Origin of the sequence: Gemmatimonas sp. (assembly GCF_036405635.1) — a bacterium.
Lineage (GTDB): Bacteria > Gemmatimonadota > Gemmatimonadetes > Gemmatimonadales > Gemmatimonadaceae > Gemmatimonas.
This window is the reverse complement of the sequence record NZ_DASWXE010000101.1, coordinates 1-18,088: the sequence shown is the minus strand read 5'-3', so window position 1 is coordinate 18,088 and position 18,088 is coordinate 1. Positions and strand designations below refer to the sequence as shown.

The window sequence follows — 18,088 nt, the reverse complement described above, 5'->3', positions numbered from 1 at the left end:
CCCCCAAGCTATTGGGTCGACGGGGCTTGGACAAGGCACCCGGGAGCGTGACGACGCCCGTCAACTGCGCGTCCCGTGTGGAAGGCCGGAGTCCCCTTTCCGGCCATGCCCCATGCATGGACCGACGACGGTCCGGCACTCGCATTCCCGAGATTCCGCGCGTGCCTGCTACGACCAGTCCGTTCCGACAGTTCACCCGGCTCGCCGCGGCCTGCATGGTCGCATTCGTGGCGCTGTGCGGAATCGAGTGGTTGTGGGTGCGCGCCGTCACGAAGCAGATCACGGCAGTGCCGGCCCGGACGGCGCTCATCGCGCGTGACCGCATGCTGTCCCAGCGGTTCATCTTCGGAACGATCGCCTCCATCCAGGCGCCGTCTGCCGAAGCCCGCGGCCCCTGGTTCGCCGAACGCGAGTGGTCCCGCACGGCCATCGAAGAGTCGCTCGCCAAGCTGCACGACATCTCAGCGCACACTGCCGAAGGCTCCACCACCGTCCGTCCAACCTTGGCAGCAGAGTTGCTGCGGATGGACACGACGGCTCTTTCGCTGCTCAGCACAGGCGACGATCTGGTGACCGATCGGCTGGATGGCACCCGTGGCCCGCTGAGCGAGTCCGAAATCGCCTCACTCGTCCTGCGTCTCAACCAGTTCATCGGCATGGTCGATACGATCGTGGCGAATGAAGTGACGTGGACCGAACAGCGCACTCGGGCGCTGCAGCGTGACCAAAGCATCGTGTTTGGTGGCATCGTCCTCGTGGTGCTGCTGCTCGTACTTGTGGTGCTCCGACCCGCCGCGATGCGCATGGGCGCGATGGCGAAGTCCATTGCGCAGTCCAATACCCAGCTCGCCGAGCAGGCCGCAGCGCTCGAAGATGCGACCCACGAACTGGAATCGCAGAATCTCGAGTTGCAGGCCCAACAGAACTCGATGGAGCAGCACCGTCAGTTGCTGGAGTCAGTGCAGATCGCACTCGGCCGCAATGAAGAACGCTATCGCGCGATCTTCACCACCATGGCTGAAGGGCTGGTACTCCGCGACGATCGTGGACAACTGCAGGCCTGGAATCCGAGCGCCGCGCGCATTGCTGGCGTGCCCGAGTCCGAGTTCGCGCAGGTGGTGGGTGCACAATCCGTGTTCGAACTGCTCGACGACCAGGGGCTTCCTTTGGCCGAGGAGCTCTATCCGTTCAACGAGGTACTGCGCACGGGCAAGCCACAGCTGGACCGCGTGGTGTCGGTGCGCCGCCGCGATGGTGCCATTCGCTGGCTGCGATTCAACCTGCGACTGGTGCAGAGCGAACAGTTCGATCTGGATGGACGGCGCGGCGTGGTGGGATCGTTCGTGGACATCACCGAGGAACGCGCGACGGCGGAGCGCTTGCGGTCGTTCTCCGTGGTGCTGGAACAGACCGACCAGCCCATCGCGATGACCGATGCACAACTCCGGCTCACCTGGGTGAACCGCGCGTGGACCGAGGCTACGGGATACAGTCTGGACGAAGCCATCGGCAAACGCCCAGGCGAACTCCTGCACGGCACTCACACGGCTGCCGACACCGTGGAGCGCATGCGCGCTGCGGCCCGCCAGGGCGAACCGTTCTCGGGCGAGGTGCTCAACTATCGCCGCGACGGTACGCCGTTCTGGATGGAAGTGCACACCACTCCCTTGCGCGATGAACGGGGCGTCATCGAATCGTGGATCTCGGTCGAGCGTGACATCACCAGTCGCAAGACGGAGGAACGGGAACGCCAGCAGCTCGCGGCAGCGCTTGCGGTCACCACGGACGGCATTGGTATCGTCAGTGTGGGTGGCGGGCTCGAATTCGTGAATCACGCGTATGCGCGTGTGCATCGCGATCGTCCACGCAATCTGATCGGCCGCCCATGGACCTCCCGTTTCCCCTCGGAGGAAGCGCTACGCATCGAACGGGACATCATTCCTCTCGTGACGCGACTTGGCGCATGGAGCGGTGAAGTGATCGGGATGCGGGCAAACGGCGACATCTTCCCGCAGGAGCTCTCCATCACACTGTTGCCCACGGGCGGATTGGTGTGCGTGATGCGCGACGCCACCGATCGCAAGAGCGCCGAAGAGATGCTGCGTACGCAGGCGATGAACGACGAGCTGACAGGGCTGTTCAACCGTCGTGGGTTCTTCGCGATGGCGAACTCGCGGCTCGAGGATGCGCGGCGCCGGAAAGCCCCTGCGCTCATGCTCTACGGCGACGCTGACTACTTCAAGCAGGTGAACGACACCTACGGCCACGAGGTGGGTGATCGGGTGCTGCAGACGATTGCATCGGTGCTGCGTTCGTGTTTCCGGTCGAGCGACATCGTTGCGCGCCTTGGCGGTGACGAGTATGTGGCGTTGCTGCTCGACACGCCGGCTGACACCATCGACACGCTGCGCGAGAAGATCGAAGTCGCACTGCATGAGGTGAACGCACTCGGGGTGTGCCCATGCCCGATCGGCATGAGCTTCGGCTACGCAGCGTTCGACCCGGACCAGGCGACCACGCTCGACGAGCTCCTGCGCAGTGCCGACGAAACGCTGTATGAGGTCAAGCGCACGCGACGCGCGGCGCGCGCAGCGGCCTGAACAGAATCAGGGCTTCGGCGGGTCGTGCTGCTCGGCTTCGCGCCGGTAGCGGCTCGCCGTCTCCCGCTGGCCCAGTGAATCGAACGCGATGGCCAGATCACGCCGCGCTGCCTGCAGGAAGCTGACACCGGGAGCAGCGCCGGCCTTCACGACCTCGTAGCCAGCTTCCGATTCCGCGATGCCCTCACGCCAGCGTCGCTGGCGGATGAGCGCGCGACCGAGCTTGATGCGGGCAATGCCGGTGTTGAGATGCATCGCGCCCTGCGCTGCGGCAAAGCGCTGCACCACCTCACGAAACCACCGTTCGGCAGCGGGCAGGTCCTTGCGTTCCATGGCCACCGTACCGCGATTGGAGAGCGCCACCGCGACAGTGAAGTGCGCGTCGCCATTGCTCGCGCTGTACACCTCCGCCATGCGACCGAAGTAGTTGTCGGCGCTGTCGAGCTGGCCGCGACGCAGTGCCACGTTTCCCAGTTCGTTCAGAATGCTCGCCACACTGGGGTGATTGCGCCCCACACTGGCTTCCTGCACGACCAGCGCCTGTTGCAGGGCCTCCGTGGCCTCTTCCAGGCGGTTCTGATAGACCAGCGCTCGCCCCAGCATGGTGCGCGTGGACGCGACCTGCACGTGCGAGGTACCGAAGTACTGTTCGGCAATTGCCAGGGCATCTCGGAACCAGCGCTCGGCCTCATCGTATCGGCCACGCTCGAAGGCCGTCGCGCCGATGTTCACCATGGTACTGGCCACCCGTGGATGAAACCGGCCGGCATGTTGCTGCACCCGCGCGAGCACGTCGCGATTGAGTGAATCCGCACGTTCGTGTTCGCCCTTGTAAAAGGCGACATCGGCCAGGTCGCCCAGAATGTCGGCGACCAGCATCGGATCCGCATCGCGTCCCTGCGCCCGTGTTCGGGCTATATCCAGCGTGGTGCGCGCCGAATCATAGTGACCCTGCAGGACCTGCCGTCGACCACGCAGGTCCTGCAATCGCGCTTCGGCGTCGGCCACTTCCGCTGCCCGATCCCCTTGCAACCACGAACGGTTCGTACTCGTCGTCGTGTTGCGCGGCAGCATGTGCAGCGCCGCATCGAGCAACGAATCGGCAGACGGATAGAGCGCCTGCTCCAGCCGGATGTCTGCCTGCGTCATGAGCGCCGTGGCGATGCCCAGCGTGTCGCTCGCCCGACCAAGGGAAACAATACCGGCCTGCGCCAGTGAATCCGCACGATCGTAGCGCCCGAGAGCCCGCTGGATGCGCGCCAATGCCACCAGCAGATCGCCCTGCACCGACGGGTCGCGTTCCAGCATGGCTGCCTGTCGTTCACCCCGTTCGACCACCGTCAGCACTCGCAGGCTGTCTGGCGGCGCACCGTGTTCATTGCCACTGAAGAGCGCGAGCAGGAATTGCTGCAGTTCGTTGCGACGGTGCAGTTCGGCGCGTGCGGCGTCGCGGGCTCGCGTGATCTGGCGAACCGATGCCACGCCGATGGCACCGAGTGAAAGCACCACGACCCCAAGGAGCGTGACCAACTGACGGCGACGGCGCAGGAATCTCGCGGCGCGATAGGACAGGCTGTCCGGGTGAGCCTCGAGCGGCTCACCGCGTCGCAGATGCTGCAGGTCGCGCCGAAGTGCATCGACCGTGCGATATCGACGCGCGGCATCCTTGTGCATCGCGGTGCGGCACAGGAGATCGAGATCATCCCACTGCCCCCTTCGCACATCCGCTACCCAGGCTGCCGTATTGCGCTGCGCAACAGCACTGACGCGCTCCGGTTCGCGTTCGACGATCTCCGTGAGTGCTTCGCCAGGTGTCGACCGTGACAGGTCGAACGGTAGCCGGCCTGCAGTGAGCTGATACAGCATCACCCCGAGCGCATAGACATCGGTGTACACACCAATGGTCTCACCACGCACCTGCTCCGGAGCAGCATAGGCGGGCGTCATGAGGCGCAGTTGCGAGCGTGTGACCGCGTCGCGCGCGGGACCCTGTTCCTCAGAGACCGCGTCGAGCTGCTTGGCGATGCCGAAGTCCAGCAGCTTCACCTCACCCGTTACCGTGACCAGCACATTGGACGGTTTGAGATCGCGGTGCACGATGGCATGTTCGTGCGCGTGCTGCACGGCATCACACACACGCTCCATGAGGGCGAGGCGCGCATCGAGATCGAGGGGATGCTGCGTGCAATACACATCGAGCGGCACGCCAGCCACATGCTCCATGGCGAACCATGGCGTGCCGTCTTCGAGCGTACCCGCATCGTACAGCTGCGCCACCGCGGGATGCATGAGCTGCGCCAGTGTGTGACGCTCGGCGAGGAATCGGGCGCGACGCGCCGGCGACAGCGCCGCGTCCCGCAGAATCTTCACCGCCACAGGGCGCGCCACGTCATCGCGTTCAGCGCGATACACCACGCCCATGCCTCCCTCGCCCAGCAACGACTGAAGACGATAAGGTCCCACAAGGCGACCGCGGTAGCCATCGGCGTCGTCGATGAGCCGAGCGGCAACCTGTTCGAGTGGCAGATCGATGAGACCCGCCGATCCCCGGTCGGCGTGCAGCAGCGCGATCACCTCTTCGCGCAGTACGGTGTCGACGGTGCGCTCATGTAGCTCGCGTAGCTGGTCATCGGGAGGCAGATCCATCACCGCCTCGAACAAGGCCTGCACCTGGGCCCAGTATGTCGCCACGGGGTCTTCTGACATGGCGTCGTCCGACATGGTACCCGACACGTCGCCGGCGCTCAACGCGCGGCCTGGAGCTCGCGCGCCAGCCACGCGCGGGCGAGTCGCCAATCGCGCAGTGCGGTCGATTCACTGATACCAAGCAACTCCGCGGCCTCCCGCACCTCGAGACCGCCGAAGTAGCGACTTTCGACGAGTTGTGCCTGACGTGGCGCCAGCAGCGCGAGGCGGTCGAGCGCGTCGTGGAGCGCGATCACGTTGTCACTCGCATCTGCCGGTGCGGCCTGCTGATCGAGCGTGATGTGCACGGCATCACGTCCGCCCCGTTTGGTGGCTTGTCGGCGACGGGCGGCTTCGACGAGCACCTGCCGCATCGCACGCGCGGCGATGCGCTTGAAGTGCAGCGGCGAAGTATTGGCCGCGGCGGGTGTGGCCGAGAGCTTGAGCCAGGCCTCGTTGACGAGCGTGGTCGGCGACAGCGACACGCCGGGCTCGCCCCGCCGCACACGCTGTGCAAGGCGGTGCAGCTCTTCGTAGGTGAGGCTGAAGAGCGCATCGAGAGCGGCCTGATCCGCAGACACCCAATCAATGTGGGTGTGGGCTGGGGTTGCAGCAATCGGCGAAAGTACGGCATGGCGACAAACGGAGTCCGGGACGACATCGCGCGCGGGAGCGCGGGTCACCTGGCATTGCGCAGCAGTTGTCGCAAAACCGTCACGGTGCGTTGGTGCAGCGGTGGCTCGGGAAGCACTCGGGAAGCACTCGGGGAGCATCCAGCTCTTCTCACACCCGGAAACGCCAGACGCCGACCAGGTGGTCGGCGTCTGGTGAAAACGACAGAGCGGGAGACGGGGCTCGAACCCGCGACATCAAGCTTGGAAGGCTTGCGCTCTACCAGCTGAGCTACTCCCGCAAGGCTGGCTTGCAACTTCTGACCTTTCGGCCAGTCCTGCAACTACGAGTGGTGGGGGAAGGATTCGAACCTTCGAAGGCTTGCGCCGTCAGATTTACAGTCTGATCTCGTTGGCCACTTGAGTACCCCACCAAGTCCGCCGGCATCTGCACCGGTCGGTGACAAAAGCTGACGAGGGGGCTCGAACCCCTGACCTGCTGATTACAAATCAGCTGCTCTACCAACTGAGCTACGTCAGCGAAGGACCCGAACTCCCGGAGTCCCCAAGGATAATCGGGGTGTCCCCCTTTGGGTAGGTGGCGCCTGGACCGGTAAGTCAGGCGCCATTCCCCTCAGCCCTGCCGCCATCGGGTGCCGGACGGACCGTCCTCAATGAGGATGTTCCGTTCGGTCAGTTCGACCCGGATGGCGTCGGCGGCCGCGAAATCCCGGCGCTCCCGGGCTGCCCGACGTGCGGCCAGCCGGCCTTCCACCCACGCCGCGAGCTCCCCGTCCGCCTCCTGCTCCGGCACCAGATCGAGCACACTGTCCATGAGACTGAACGCCTGACGGGCACGGGCCAGCGCCGACGCATCGCCAATGGCCGGCTCGGCCGCCGCGAGGTCGAGCTCACGATTGGCTTCGGAGATGAACGTGAACAGGGCCGCCAGCGCTTCGGGGGCGTTCAGATCGTCAAACAGCGCCGCAAGAAACGCCTGCTCCGCCCGCTCCGATGCCACGACCAGTGCGGGCGTGCCCAACGACGACTCGGCGAGTCGGCGCGCGAATGCGCCGATGCGATTCACCGCAGCGCGAGACTGATCGAGCGAGTCTTCCGACAGGTTGAGCTGCTTCCGGTAGTGCGCGTTGAACACGAAGTGGCGATACACCGTACCACTGATGGCCTGCTCACGCAGCTCGACCACGTTGGCCACGTTGCCGATACGCTTGGCCATCTTGGCACCATCGGTGAGCAGAAACTCACCATGGCACCAGCACCGCGCGAACTGCTTGCCCGTCGCGGCTTCGCTCTGCGCGATTTCGTCTTCGTGGTGCGGGAAGATGAGATCGATGCCACCGGCGTGCAGATCGAACGTTTCGCCGAGGTACTTCATGGCCATGGCGGAGCACTCGAGGTGCCAACCCGGACGCCCGCGTCCCCATGGGGAATCCCATGCGGCGCCGGTGGCTTCGTCTTCCGGCTTGGCGCTTTTCCAGAGGGCGAAGTCCTGCGCGTTTTCCTTGGCGTATTCGTCCTGCGCCACGCGGGCGCCGCTCTTCACTTCGCGCTTGTCGAGCTGCGACAACTTGCCGTAGTCGGGGAAGCGGTCGATGGCGAAATACACCGAGCCGTCTTCGGCCATATACGCCACGCCGTTGGCGACGAGCCGTTCCACCAGCTCGATCATCTCCGGAATGTGCTCGGTGGCTTTCGGATACCGCTCGGCATCTTCGATGCGCAGATACCGGCGATCCTGATGAAAGAGCGCCGTGAACGGTTCCGTGACCTGCAGAATGTCCTGCCCGGTCGCTGCTGCCTTGCGGATGATCTTGTCATCCACATCGGTCAGGTTCATCACCTGCTCGACCTGCCAGCCGGCCAGACGAATGACACGCCGCAGCAGATCCTCGAAGAGGAACGTGCGGAAGTTGCCGAGGTGGGCGGGGTTATAGACCGTCGGTCCACACGTGTACATACGCACCGTTTGACCATCGACGGGTGCGAACGGCTCCACGCGGCGCGTGAGCGTGTTGTACAGGCGGAACTCGGGCATGGCGGCAGTACGTGAGGACACAAATACGCCCCGAACCGGCCGATTTTTGCGGGCGGGCGAGGGTGGGAACCATGGGAATCTAGCGCACCGGTCCCTCCTCGTGGACTAAGGGAGCAGGCGGCCGTGCCGAAACTGCAGTTCCCGGACCGATGGCGCGGCGGACTGTCCGAGCCGCGGTGGTGGCGTCGCTGGAAGGGCCTGGGCCACAAGGACCACCGCATTGCCTTGCATGGCCTGGGATCGCGCCCATCGCTGCCACTGCCGGCCTTCGAACGCCGAGAGTGTGGCATCCCGCGAAGCCCGGAGCAGATGCACCATCGGGGTGCGGGTCAGCGAGGGTTCCGCGACGGCGCGTGGCGGACTCACAGATGCTGAGGCGGGAGCAATGGATTGCCAGCCTTCGAGAATCCACGGCATGGCTCCGACGCGAATGGCGGCGCGACGGATGCGCAGGCCGGTACTCGCGTTTCGCTGACCGTTCCAATGCGCAGGGGAGAGGGTCGCGGGGTGGCCGGCCAGGACGGACAACAGGACGCCGGCGGCTGCGGGATCGCGGTGGCGAATGATGATGCAGTCGCCGCGGCTCACGGTCAGAGAGACCGCGTCGAGAAAGCGCACCGAGGCGAGACAGGCGGGAGGGAGACCCGAGTGCCAGACGGCGGTGGCGTTCAGCAGGGAGAGAAGAGGGGAGGCTTGCACGGGTCGACTATGCGACACGGTGCTTTGAGGAGTGTCATCAGAACATTGCGGGTTGGGTGAAATGGACGCTTGGGACTACGGGAACTGCTGGATGGTGGGTTTTAGGGGGCTTGGTGGGAGGCCGTAGGTGGTAGGTGGTGGGTTGGACTGGCTTGGGCGTTGTGAGGAGAACGGGGGCGATGATTCAGTGAAGGAGATGGCATAGGTGCGTGCGAGAATGGACGGCATGCAAGACTTCACCAAGCTCAGGGTATGGCATGCGGCGCATGCGTTCGCAGTCGAGACGGAGCGGGTGTGCGGCAGGGCCGCACGCGGTCGGGCAGCGCTCATCCTCCAACTTCGGCGAGCGTCCGCATCGATCGCTGCCAACATCGCTGAAGGTGCCGGCCAACCGTCGCCCGCACAGTTCGCGCGATTCCTTGGCATCGCCATCGGTTCCGCCAATGAGGTGACCAATCATTTGCTGCTGGCGCGCGATACCCGCGCACTTCCACATGCCGAATGCGAGGAGCTGATCAGCCGCTGCAACAGCACTCGCCGCCAACTGATCGCCCTGCACAAACACTTGGCGCCACGCCCATCAACCGATCCATCCGCTACCTAACACCCACCACCTACAGCCTCCCACCAAGCACCCTAAAACCCCGCGCCCCAAAAGGACCACGCCGAAGCATCGGCTCACTCCCGACGCTTCGGCGCACACAACAACCACCCGTAGTTCAGGAGCGAGGATTGATATCGCGCAGCTGCTCAATCTCAGCGATCAATTCCGCCTCTCCCGTCTTCTTGTCATCCGTCTTGCCAGCCGACAACTGCGCCGGCGGTTCCGCGGGTGCGGCCGGCTCCGCGGCCCCAGCCGCGAGCTGACGGGCCGACGTGGGAGCGCCCGCCGACAGCACACCCATGCGCTGCTTGAGCAGCTGCAGCTGCATATCGGCACTCGCGCCGCCCGACGCACGTTCGAGCTGCTTGAACTCGCCCGCCAATCGGTCGCCGCTGAACTCCTCGTCGATTTCCTGCGCCGCCTGCAACTGCCGTTCGTTGGACGTGATCTTCTCTTCCATCCGCGCGAACGCATCGAACGCCGAGTTGTTCGACAGCCCCGACATGGTCTGCGAAATCCGCGCCTGCGCCTCGGCACGACGCTGACGGGCCAGCAGCAGATTCTTCTTGCGCTTGGCTTCCTCGATCTTGTCGTTCAGATCGCGCAGCGACTGCTTGAGCTTTTCGGTTTCGATCTTGTGCGCTTCCCACGTGGTGGCGAGTGCCTGACCGTGTTCGAGATGCTCCTGACCGCGCATGAGCGCCTGACGGGCCAGGTCATCACGCCCTTCCTGCACGGCGAGCATCGCCCGCTTTTCCCAGTCGTCGGAGAGCTTGAACTCGGCGTCCGCCTGGTCCTTGAGACGCTTTTCGTCGGCAATGGCGGCAGCGACCTGCTGCTTGGCCTTCGCCAACTGGTCGCGCATGTCGACGATGATCTGATTCAGCATCTTCTCGGGGTTTTCCGCCGAGGAGATGAGGTCGTTGAGGTTCGACTTGATGACAGTCGAAAGACGATCGAAGATACCCATGGATCAGCGAGCCTCGCGGAAGGCGGCCAGCTCACGCATATGCGTGGTGAGCGAGAGTGTCATGCTTTCGAAAGATGCGAGGAACTCCTCGAAATCGAGATGGGCGAGTTCGAGCGCTTCGGTGAGCACCACAGCATCGCCTTCGATGCCGTACGCCCCGTGCAGCAGGTCCGTCGCGTTGAGTTCCAGCAGGCGGCGATTGAGTGCCGCCGCATCGGTCGCATCGGCGGGCAGCGCCATCACCTTCACGCGCATCACCACCACCGGCGGGTTGTGCGTCACAACCACGGCAAAATCGAGCGCGCCGCCTGGCGTGACGGCCCAAAGGCCCGGTTCGACTTCCTCATGGGTGGCACCATCGGCACTCAAGCGATCGAGGAAGGCCTCGATGTCTTCACGCGTGACCATAAGAGCGGTTCCTGTAGGTTCGGATGTCCTGCCGTACGGCGTGCCAGGACGATTCGTTTCGTCCTGAAGATACCCTCAGGGGCAAAGGCCCGCGTACATCACCCCGCCCCGCCCCTCGTTGACCAGCAGGATCCGACCGTCGGGGAGCCAGGTGATGCCTTCCGCACTCCGTTCATGGATGGGGAGCGAACACCTGGCCACCGCGGCTCCCGGGCGCCCAGACGCGCTGTCGACCTCGAAGATATGCACGGCCCCATAGGTCAGCAGGGCGAGGCGGCGGCGGCCTGTGGAGTCTGGCGCCGACAGGCTGGCATCGGTCACCCAGTCGCGTGATGAACGCCGCACCGGCACCACGGGCAACGAATCCATCACGGACACGGTCACCGGTTCCGTACTGCCCCAGGCCTCTGGCGGCACGCGATACACCCGCACCGGCCGGAATGCGCCGCCGTCATTGGTGGTGGGGCGCTTGGTGATCAGCCACACACTGGTGTCGGGCGCCACGTACATCGCTTCCACATCGTGTGCCCCGTCGGCGTAGCGCAGGGTCAACGTCTGCGCGAGCGGCACCTCGCGCGCGGTACGTGATGGCTCCGGCAGGCGCAGCAACTGCACCACCGGACGCAGCGCCATGTTGTCGCCCGTATCAGCGATGTACAGGCAATGCCCTTCGGGACATGGGCCTGACGACAGAGCCTCCCAGTCCTGATTGCGCGTGCCCGTCACCCACACGGTGCCCAGCGCGCGCCCAGCGCTGTCGGCGGCGAACAGACGTTCGTCGTTGCCACTGTCATTGAGGAACCAGAACATGCCGGGCTCCCGCTGCGACGGCGTGAGGCCCGAGGCTTCGCGCAGATCCTGATCGGTCAGACGCCCGGCGCGCACCGTTTCGCGTAACACCACATCACCATCGGCCACCCACGTGGTGCGCAGCCGCCCGATGCCATCACACGCCGTCAACGCGGCCAGTGAAGCCATCGTGATCGTGAGCGCACCAGCAAGGCGTACGGCGATGCGCGATGGCACGTCAGCCGCCGGCGCGCTTGAGATCGTACAGACGTTCCTTGGCCAGACGGCGTCCGGTGGGCGTGGCCGCCAAACCACCACCCGCCGTTTCGCGATACCGCACATCCATGCTCGCGCCGATCTCACCCATCGTGTCGATCACTTCATCGGCCGGGATTGCAAACTCGATGCCGGCCATCGCCATCTCGATAGCCGCCAGCGCGATCGCGGCACCTGTCGCATTGCGGAACACACACGGCAATTCCACGAGCCCACCCAGCGGATCGCACACCAACCCCAGCGTGCCCTGCTGCGCCAGCGCGGTCGCATGTCCCACCTGCCGCGGTGTACCGCCCAGCATCTCCACTGCCGCACCTGCGGCCATGCCCGCTGCCGCGCCCGTCTCGGCCTGACATCCGCCCTCGGCGCCAGACAACGACGCGCGATCGGCCACGACCGCGCCGATGAGTCCTGCGGTGGCCAGTGCATCGACCAATCGCTCGTCGTCGATGCCACGCGCCTTGGCCAACCCGGTGAGCACACCGGGCAGCACACCGGCGCCACCCGCCGTGGGCGCTGCCACGATCACGCCCATGGCGGCGTTGACTTCCTGCACAGCGAGTGCGCGCGCCAGCACATCACGAAATGGCGTGCCACTGAGCGGACCATCCGGGCCAGTGCGCATCTTCGCAGCATCACCGCCCACCAGCCCTGACGACGACATGAGATCGCCCACGAGGCCACGATCCACCGCTTCGCGCATCACCACCAGCGCACGACGCAGGGCATCGCGGATCTCACTCACCGGACGACCCTGATCCTTCGCTTCCACCTCGAGCGCGACGGTGGACAGTGTCACACCACGCGCTTCGGCGTCCTGAATGGCTGTTGCCAGGCTGCGATACATCTAGCGGACTCCTGCGGTCGTGATGAAACGACGCGGCATGTTCATGCACTCACCTTGTCGAGACGGAAGGCCCACTTCACCCAACTCAGCGCACGAATGGCATCACGCACTTCTTCGTTGGGACGCTCATCCACTTCGATCACCATGAACGCATCACCACCGCGCTCTTTTCGCGTGAGCTTGAGTGTGGCGATGTTGAGCTGCGCATCGGCGAGCAACCCGGCAATACGCGCCACCGAGCCCTTCACGTCTTCCGCGACGAGCACGATGGTGTCGCTGTTGCCCGGCACTTCGACCGGATAGCCATCGATTTCGGTCACCAGCACTCGGCCTGCACCAAGGGAGGCGCCCAGCATCTGCGATTTGCGGCCGCCACGCTCCAGCGTGATGCGCACCGTGTTGGGGTGGGCATCATCGCCAAGCGTGGTCTTCTCGAACTTGTAGTCGAGCCCTTCGCGGTCCATGATCTCGAGCGCGGTACGCAGACGCTCGTCATCGGGGCGAAAGCCCATGAGCCCGCCCACGATGGCCTTGTCGGTGCCGTGCCCTTCACCCGTGCGGGCAAAGGACCCATGCAGCTCGATGAGCGCACGCTCCGGTGTGCCGCCCACCAGGCAGCGGGCCAGCAGCCCCAGACGGCAGGCGCCAGCGGTATGGCTGGAGCTCGGCCCAACCATGACAGGGCCGATGATATCGAGGAGGGAAACCACGGAACGCGGGGTGGGAAGTGAACGAGCGGGGCAGACCGTGTCGGAACACGAAGCCTACCCCGCTACCCCTCAACGCAGCAATGGTCGCAGATAATGACCGGTGTGGCTCTCCCGCACCTTGGCCACCGCTTCCGGCGTGCCCTGCGCGACGATCGTACCACCACGCACACCGCCTTCCGGACCCATGTCCACGATCCAGTCGGCGGTCTTGATGACATCGAGATTGTGTTCGATGACGAGGATCGTATTGCCACGATCCACCAGCTTGTGCATCACACCCAGCAGCACACGCACGTCCTCGAAGTGCAGACCCGTGGTGGGCTCGTCGAGTATGTACAACGTGCGTCCGGTGTCACGCTTGGACAGTTCCGTGGCCAGCTTCACGCGCTGCGCCTCACCACCGGACAGCGTGGTCGCACTCTGGCCAAGGTGGATGTAGCCGAGTCCCACATCACGCAGCGTCTCGAGCTTCTGCACGATGCGCGGCTGATGCTCGAACACACCGCACGCATCTTCGACGGTGAGGTCGAGCACTTCTGAAATGCTGAGGCCCCGGAAGCGCACTTCCAGCGTTTCACGATTGAAGCGCTTGCCCTTGCACACATCGCATGGCACAAAGACATCGGGCAGGAAATGCATCTCGATCTTCACCAGCCCGTCGCCCTGACACGCTTCACACCGGCCGCCCTTCACGTTGAACGAGAAACGCCCCGGTCCGTAGCCGCGGATCTTCGCTTCCGGCAATTCGGCGAACAGCTCGCGCACCGGCGTGAACACGCCCGTGTACGTGGCCGGATTGGAACGCGGTGTGCGACCGATGGGGCTCTGGTCGATGTCGATGATCTTGTCGAGATGCTCGAGACCCGTGATGCGCGTGTGCGCGCCCGGAATCACCCGCGCCCGATAGAAATACCGCGACAGCGCCTTCTGCAGGATGTCGGTAACCAGTGTCGACTTGCCCGAACCGGACACACCCGTCACAGCGACGAACATGCCGAGCGGGAACTCCGCCGTGACATCCTTGAGATTGTGCTCGCGCGCGCCGTGCACGGTGAGCGTCCGCGCGGGATCACGCGGGCGACGCTTCTTGGGCACGTCCACCTTGCGCGCACCGGTGAGGTACGCGCCAGTGATCGATGCCGGATTGGCCATCACATCCTGCACCGAACCGGCGGCGATCACTTCACCACCGTGCTTGCCCGCCCCCGGCCCTAGATCGATGAGATAGTCCGCGTCGCGGATGGTCTCCTCGTCGTGCTCCACCACGATGACCGTGTTGCCCAGGTCGCGCAGCTGCTTGAGCGTCGTGAGCAGACGGCCGTTGTCGCGCTGGTGCAGGCCGATGCTCGGCTCGTCGAGGATATACAGCACCCCCACAAGACGTGAGCCAATCTGTGTGGCCAGGCGGATACGCTGCGCCTCACCACCAGAGAGCGATTCGGCGCTGCGATTGAGTGTGAGATAGTCGAGCCCCACATCCACGAGGAAACGCAAGCGCTCACGCACTTCCTTGAGGATCGGCCCGGCAATGCCCGGATCGAGACCGGGCTTTCCGTTGCCACGCACCGGGACATCGTCGAAGAACTCGAGCGCGTCGACGACGCTCTGCTCCACCACTTCGCCGAGGTTGCGGCCATGCACCGTGACCGCCAGCGACTCCGGGCGCAGGCGGCGTCCCTCGCATGACGGGCAAGGCGCGGCCACCATGAACGCCTCGAGTTCGAGACGCACGCCGTCGGAGCTGCTTTCGTCGTAACGACGCTGCACATGGGCGACGATGCCTTCCCACGAACTCTCAGCCGCCGCCTTTGCGGCCGTCTTGGCCGCGGTCTTCGCTGCAGCGCCCTTGGCCGCCTTCTTCACGCCCTTGCGGGCACGGGGCGGCGCATCGCCCATGCCATACAGCAATTGCTGGCGCACCTTGGCCGACAGCTTGCCCCACGGCGCATTGAGGTCGAACGCGAGCAGCTTCGCGAGCCCTGGGAGAATCACCTTGCGGAGATACCCATCGGGTTCGCCCCACGGCAGCACCACACCCTCGAGAATGGAGATCGAGGGATCGCCGAGGATGAGTTCTTCGCTCACACTGCGTGTGGTGCCAAGGCCACTGCAGGTCTCGCAGGCACCGAACGGCGAGTTGAACGAGAAGTGTCGCGGCTCGAGCTCGGGCATGGAGATGCCGCACGCCGGGCAGCCGTAGCGCTCGGAGAACATCTCGGTGGACGGCTCATCGCCGTCATGCCGCACGACTTCGGCAAGCCCTTCGGCCAGGCGCAGCGCCGTCTCGATGGAATCGGTGATGCGGCCACGGTCGTCCGGGCGCACCACCAGCCGATCGACGACGACAGAAATGGAGTGATTGAGCCGGCGGTTCAGCTTTGGCGGGTCCGCGAGTTCGATCAGTTCGCCGTCCACCACCGCGCGCACAAACCCCTGCTTGCGGGCGTTCTCGAACAGCTCGCGGAACTCACCCTTGCGCTCCTGCACCAGCGGCGAGCGGATCTCGATGCGTGTGCCCTCAGGCCACGCGAGAATCAACTCGGCGATCTGCACGGGGCTTTGCCGCTGCACCGGGCGCCCGCAGTTGGGGCAGTGCGGCGTACCACCGCGCGCGTACAACAGGCGCAGATAGTCGTAGATCTCGGTGACGGTACCTACCGTCGATCGCGGATTGTGTCCGGCCGACTTCTGCTCGATGGAGATGGCCGGCGACAGCCCTTCGATGGCGTCGACGTCGGGCTTCTCCATGAGCCCCAGAAACTGCCGTGCGTAGGCGGACAGCGACTCCACGTAGCGTCGCTGTCCTTCCGCGTAGATGGTATCAAAAGCCAGTGACGACTTGCCAGATCCCGACAGCCCCGTGACCACGGTGAGCTTGTCGCGTGGGATCGTCACACTGATGTTGCGCAGGTTGTGCTCGCGTGCACCACGCACGATGAGCGCTTCCGAGGGCTTCACGCCCGGCGCCGGATTTACCGATTCGGACATAGTCTTTGAAGCTGCGAGAACCACCGGGCGGAAACAACCCCGCCCCCTGGCACATCCCACCGTGCGTCCGTCCCAGCCCGCCATGACATCATCCGACCCACTGCTGCCGCCCGACACTGTGGTGGTGGCCATCACAGCGCTCCCCCCGGATCTCGATGCCCGGGCCTTCGCCCGGACGTTTCTCGACGCGCGCCTGGTGGCCTGTGTGTCGTTGCTGCCCGGGGCCACGTCGCTGTACCGCTGGCAGGGGCAATTGGAGGAAGGCACAGAAACCATCGCCCTGCTCAAGACCACCGCCGCGAGGGTGCCGTTGCTGCGCGAGCACATGCTGTCACACCACCCGTACGACGTGCCGGAGCTGCTCGTGATGCCGACGGCGGATGGCCTGCCCGCCTATCTGCAGTGGGTGCGTGAGGAAGTTGCGTAGAGGGTGTGCGTGATCGTCTGAAAGGCATGATCGAGATCACGTCGCTCAGCAAGCGCTACGGCACGTTCACGGCCGTTCGCTCCCTCGACCTTGTGGTGCCGGCCGGAGAGCTCTTTGGCTTTCTTGGCCCCAATGGCGCCGGCAAGACCACCACCATGCGCATGATCTCCGGGATCCTGCAGCCCACCGCCGGCACGATCCGCATCGCTGGGCATGACCTGCGCGATGCCCCGATCGCCGCCAAGCGGGCACTGGGCTTCATCCCGGACCGGCCCTTCATCTACGAAAAGCTCACCGGCATGGAGTTCCTCCGTTTCTCAGCGGGGCTCTACGGCCAACAGGGCGGCGATGTCGACAAGCGGGGCGAAGAATTGCTCGCACTGTTCGACCTCGAGCCGTGGCGCGACGAACTGGTGGAGAGCTACAGCCACGGCATGCGACAGAAGCTCATCATCGCCAGCGCCTTCGTGCATCGCCCCAAGGTGATCGTGGTGGACGAGCCCATGGTCGGTCTCGATCCCAAGTCGTCGAAGATCCTCAAGGATCTGTTCCGCGAGTACACACGACGCGGCCACACGGTGATGATGTCCACACACACGCTGGAGATCGCCGAAGGCATGTGTGATCGCATCGGCATCATGCAGCGCGGTGAGTTGGTGGCGTGTGGCACCATGCACGACCTGCAGCAGGCCTCAGGCACGGATGACGCGCTCGAGGACATTTTCCTCCGTCTCACGGGAGACGGTGCCGCACGTGATCTGATGGAAGTGCTCGATGCCTGACCTGGCCGCGGACGGCATGTCCGCCTACGCCGGCACCGGCAGTGCGTGGCGTCTGCTTGCGCCCAAGTGGCAGATGGCGCGACACCGAGCCGAGCGCCACGAGAAGGGCGACCTGCGTCGTCTGGTCGTGGTGAGCCTGCTGGGCCTCGGATTCTGGGCCGGTGCGTTTGCGCTCGCGTTGAAGCTGCTGCGCTACTTCCGCAGCGCGGAGGACATTGGTACGCTGCTCGCGGCCAAGTTGCTGGCGATGATCCTGTTATCGTTCGGGACCATCCTGCTGCTGTCGAACACCATCGCGGCGCTGTCGAATTTCTTTCTCGCTCGCGACCTCGATCAACTCGCGGCCGCGCCCGTTCGCGCGGGGGCACTGTATCGCGCGCGCCTGCTCGAGACGGCCCTGCATTCGAGCTGGATGGTGGCGCTGCTGCTGATCCCCATTCTTGCAGCGTATGGTGTGGCGTACGGCGGCGGCGTGGGTTTCGTGCTGTTCACGCTGGTCACCGTGACGCCCTTTCTGTTCATTCCTGCCGCGCTGGGCTCCACGGCCACGTTGCTGCTGGTGAACGTGTTTCCCGCCCGTCGTACGCGCGACCTGTTGAGTGTGATCACCGCACTCGCCGTGGCCGGTCTGGTGGT

Annotated in this window: 15 protein-coding genes and 3 tRNA genes; 5 read left to right on the top strand and 13 right to left on the bottom strand. The window is 64.9% G+C overall.

Annotation, left to right across the window (positions count from 1 at the left end; all coding sequences use genetic code 11):
* Positions 1–161 precede the first annotated feature (161 nt).
* A complete protein-coding gene (locus VGE27_RS08750; protein ID WP_331049270.1) occupies positions 162–2,600 on the top strand; it encodes a PAS domain S-box protein in 2,439 nt (812 codons plus the stop codon).
* Between the two features lie 6 nt (positions 2,601–2,606).
* Here VGE27_RS08750 and VGE27_RS08745 read toward each other — a convergent pair whose 3' ends face one another.
* The 7 genes from VGE27_RS08745 to VGE27_RS08715 all read right to left on the bottom strand — a co-directional run bounded on the left by VGE27_RS08745 (position 2,607) and on the right by VGE27_RS08715 (position 8,651).
* Complete coding sequence (locus VGE27_RS08745) at positions 2,607–5,306, bottom strand: serine/threonine-protein kinase (RefSeq protein ID WP_331049269.1); 2,700 nt, start codon at positions 5,304–5,306, stop codon at positions 2,607–2,609.
* A gap of 38 nt (positions 5,307–5,344) precedes the next feature.
* On the bottom strand, positions 5,345–5,866 hold the full coding sequence (locus tag VGE27_RS08740) for an ECF-type sigma factor (protein WP_331049268.1): 522 nt from the start codon (positions 5,864–5,866) through the stop codon (positions 5,345–5,347).
* A 259-nt stretch (positions 5,867–6,125) separates the two neighbouring features.
* A tRNA-Gly gene (locus VGE27_RS08735) sits at positions 6,126–6,198 on the bottom strand.
* 49 nt (positions 6,199–6,247) lie between these two features.
* A tRNA-Tyr gene (locus VGE27_RS08730) sits at positions 6,248–6,330 on the bottom strand.
* Between the two features lie 34 nt (positions 6,331–6,364).
* A tRNA-Thr gene (locus VGE27_RS08725) sits at positions 6,365–6,437 on the bottom strand.
* Between the two features lie 93 nt (positions 6,438–6,530).
* A complete protein-coding gene (cysS, locus tag VGE27_RS08720) occupies positions 6,531–7,952 on the bottom strand; it encodes a cysteine--tRNA ligase (protein WP_331049267.1) in 1,422 nt (473 codons plus the stop codon).
* Between the two features lie 105 nt (positions 7,953–8,057).
* Positions 8,058–8,651, bottom strand: a complete 594-nt coding sequence (locus VGE27_RS08715; RefSeq protein WP_331049266.1) for a hypothetical protein — start codon at positions 8,649–8,651, stop codon at positions 8,058–8,060.
* Positions 8,652–8,868: 217 nt separating this feature from the next.
* Here VGE27_RS08715 and VGE27_RS19545 point away from each other — a divergent pair, with 217 nt between their 5' ends.
* Positions 8,869–9,255, top strand: a complete 387-nt coding sequence (locus VGE27_RS19545; RefSeq protein ID WP_414653550.1) for a four helix bundle protein — start codon at positions 8,869–8,871, stop codon at positions 9,253–9,255.
* A 115-nt stretch (positions 9,256–9,370) separates the two neighbouring features.
* Here VGE27_RS19545 and VGE27_RS08710 read toward each other — a convergent pair whose 3' ends face one another.
* The 6 genes from VGE27_RS08710 to uvrA all read right to left on the bottom strand — a co-directional run bounded on the left by VGE27_RS08710 (position 9,371) and on the right by uvrA (position 16,243).
* Positions 9,371–10,225, bottom strand: a complete 855-nt coding sequence (locus tag VGE27_RS08710) for a PspA/IM30 family protein (RefSeq protein WP_331049265.1) — start codon at positions 10,223–10,225, stop codon at positions 9,371–9,373.
* A 3-nt stretch (positions 10,226–10,228) separates the two neighbouring features.
* Positions 10,229–10,633 (bottom strand): YbjN domain-containing protein, encoded by a 405-nt coding sequence (locus VGE27_RS08705; RefSeq protein WP_331049264.1) that lies wholly within the window; start codon positions 10,631–10,633, stop codon positions 10,229–10,231.
* 75 nt (positions 10,634–10,708) lie between these two features.
* Entirely contained in the window at positions 10,709–11,659 is a 951-nt protein-coding gene (locus tag VGE27_RS08700) for a hypothetical protein (protein ID WP_331049263.1), read from the bottom strand.
* 1 nt (position 11,660) lies between these two features.
* Entirely contained in the window at positions 11,661–12,545 is an 885-nt protein-coding gene (sdaAA, locus tag VGE27_RS08695) for an L-serine ammonia-lyase, iron-sulfur-dependent, subunit alpha (RefSeq protein WP_331049262.1), read from the bottom strand.
* Positions 12,546–12,586: 41 nt separating this feature from the next.
* The gene (gene sdaAB, locus VGE27_RS08690) at positions 12,587–13,255 is read right to left on the bottom strand and encodes an L-serine ammonia-lyase, iron-sulfur-dependent subunit beta (protein ID WP_331049261.1); all 669 of its coding nucleotides are present in this window, start codon (positions 13,253–13,255) and stop codon (positions 12,587–12,589) included.
* A gap of 69 nt (positions 13,256–13,324) precedes the next feature.
* The gene (uvrA, locus tag VGE27_RS08685) at positions 13,325–16,243 is read right to left on the bottom strand and encodes an excinuclease ABC subunit UvrA (RefSeq protein WP_331049260.1); all 2,919 of its coding nucleotides are present in this window, start codon (positions 16,241–16,243) and stop codon (positions 13,325–13,327) included.
* Between the two features lie 82 nt (positions 16,244–16,325).
* On the opposite strand from uvrA, the gene cutA reads away from it, so the two are divergent.
* The 3 genes from cutA to VGE27_RS08670 all read left to right on the top strand — a co-directional run.
* Entirely contained in the window at positions 16,326–16,670 is a 345-nt protein-coding gene (gene cutA / locus VGE27_RS08680) for a divalent-cation tolerance protein CutA (RefSeq protein ID WP_331049259.1), read from the top strand.
* A gap of 26 nt (positions 16,671–16,696) precedes the next feature.
* Positions 16,697–17,452 (top strand): ABC transporter ATP-binding protein, encoded by a 756-nt coding sequence (locus VGE27_RS08675; RefSeq protein WP_414653549.1) that lies wholly within the window; start codon positions 16,697–16,699, stop codon positions 17,450–17,452.
* Positions 17,445–18,088 (top strand): putative ABC transporter permease subunit (locus tag VGE27_RS08670; RefSeq protein WP_331049257.1); only part of this gene is annotated, 644 nt, incomplete at its 3' end. The genes VGE27_RS08675 and VGE27_RS08670, both read left to right, overlap by 8 nt.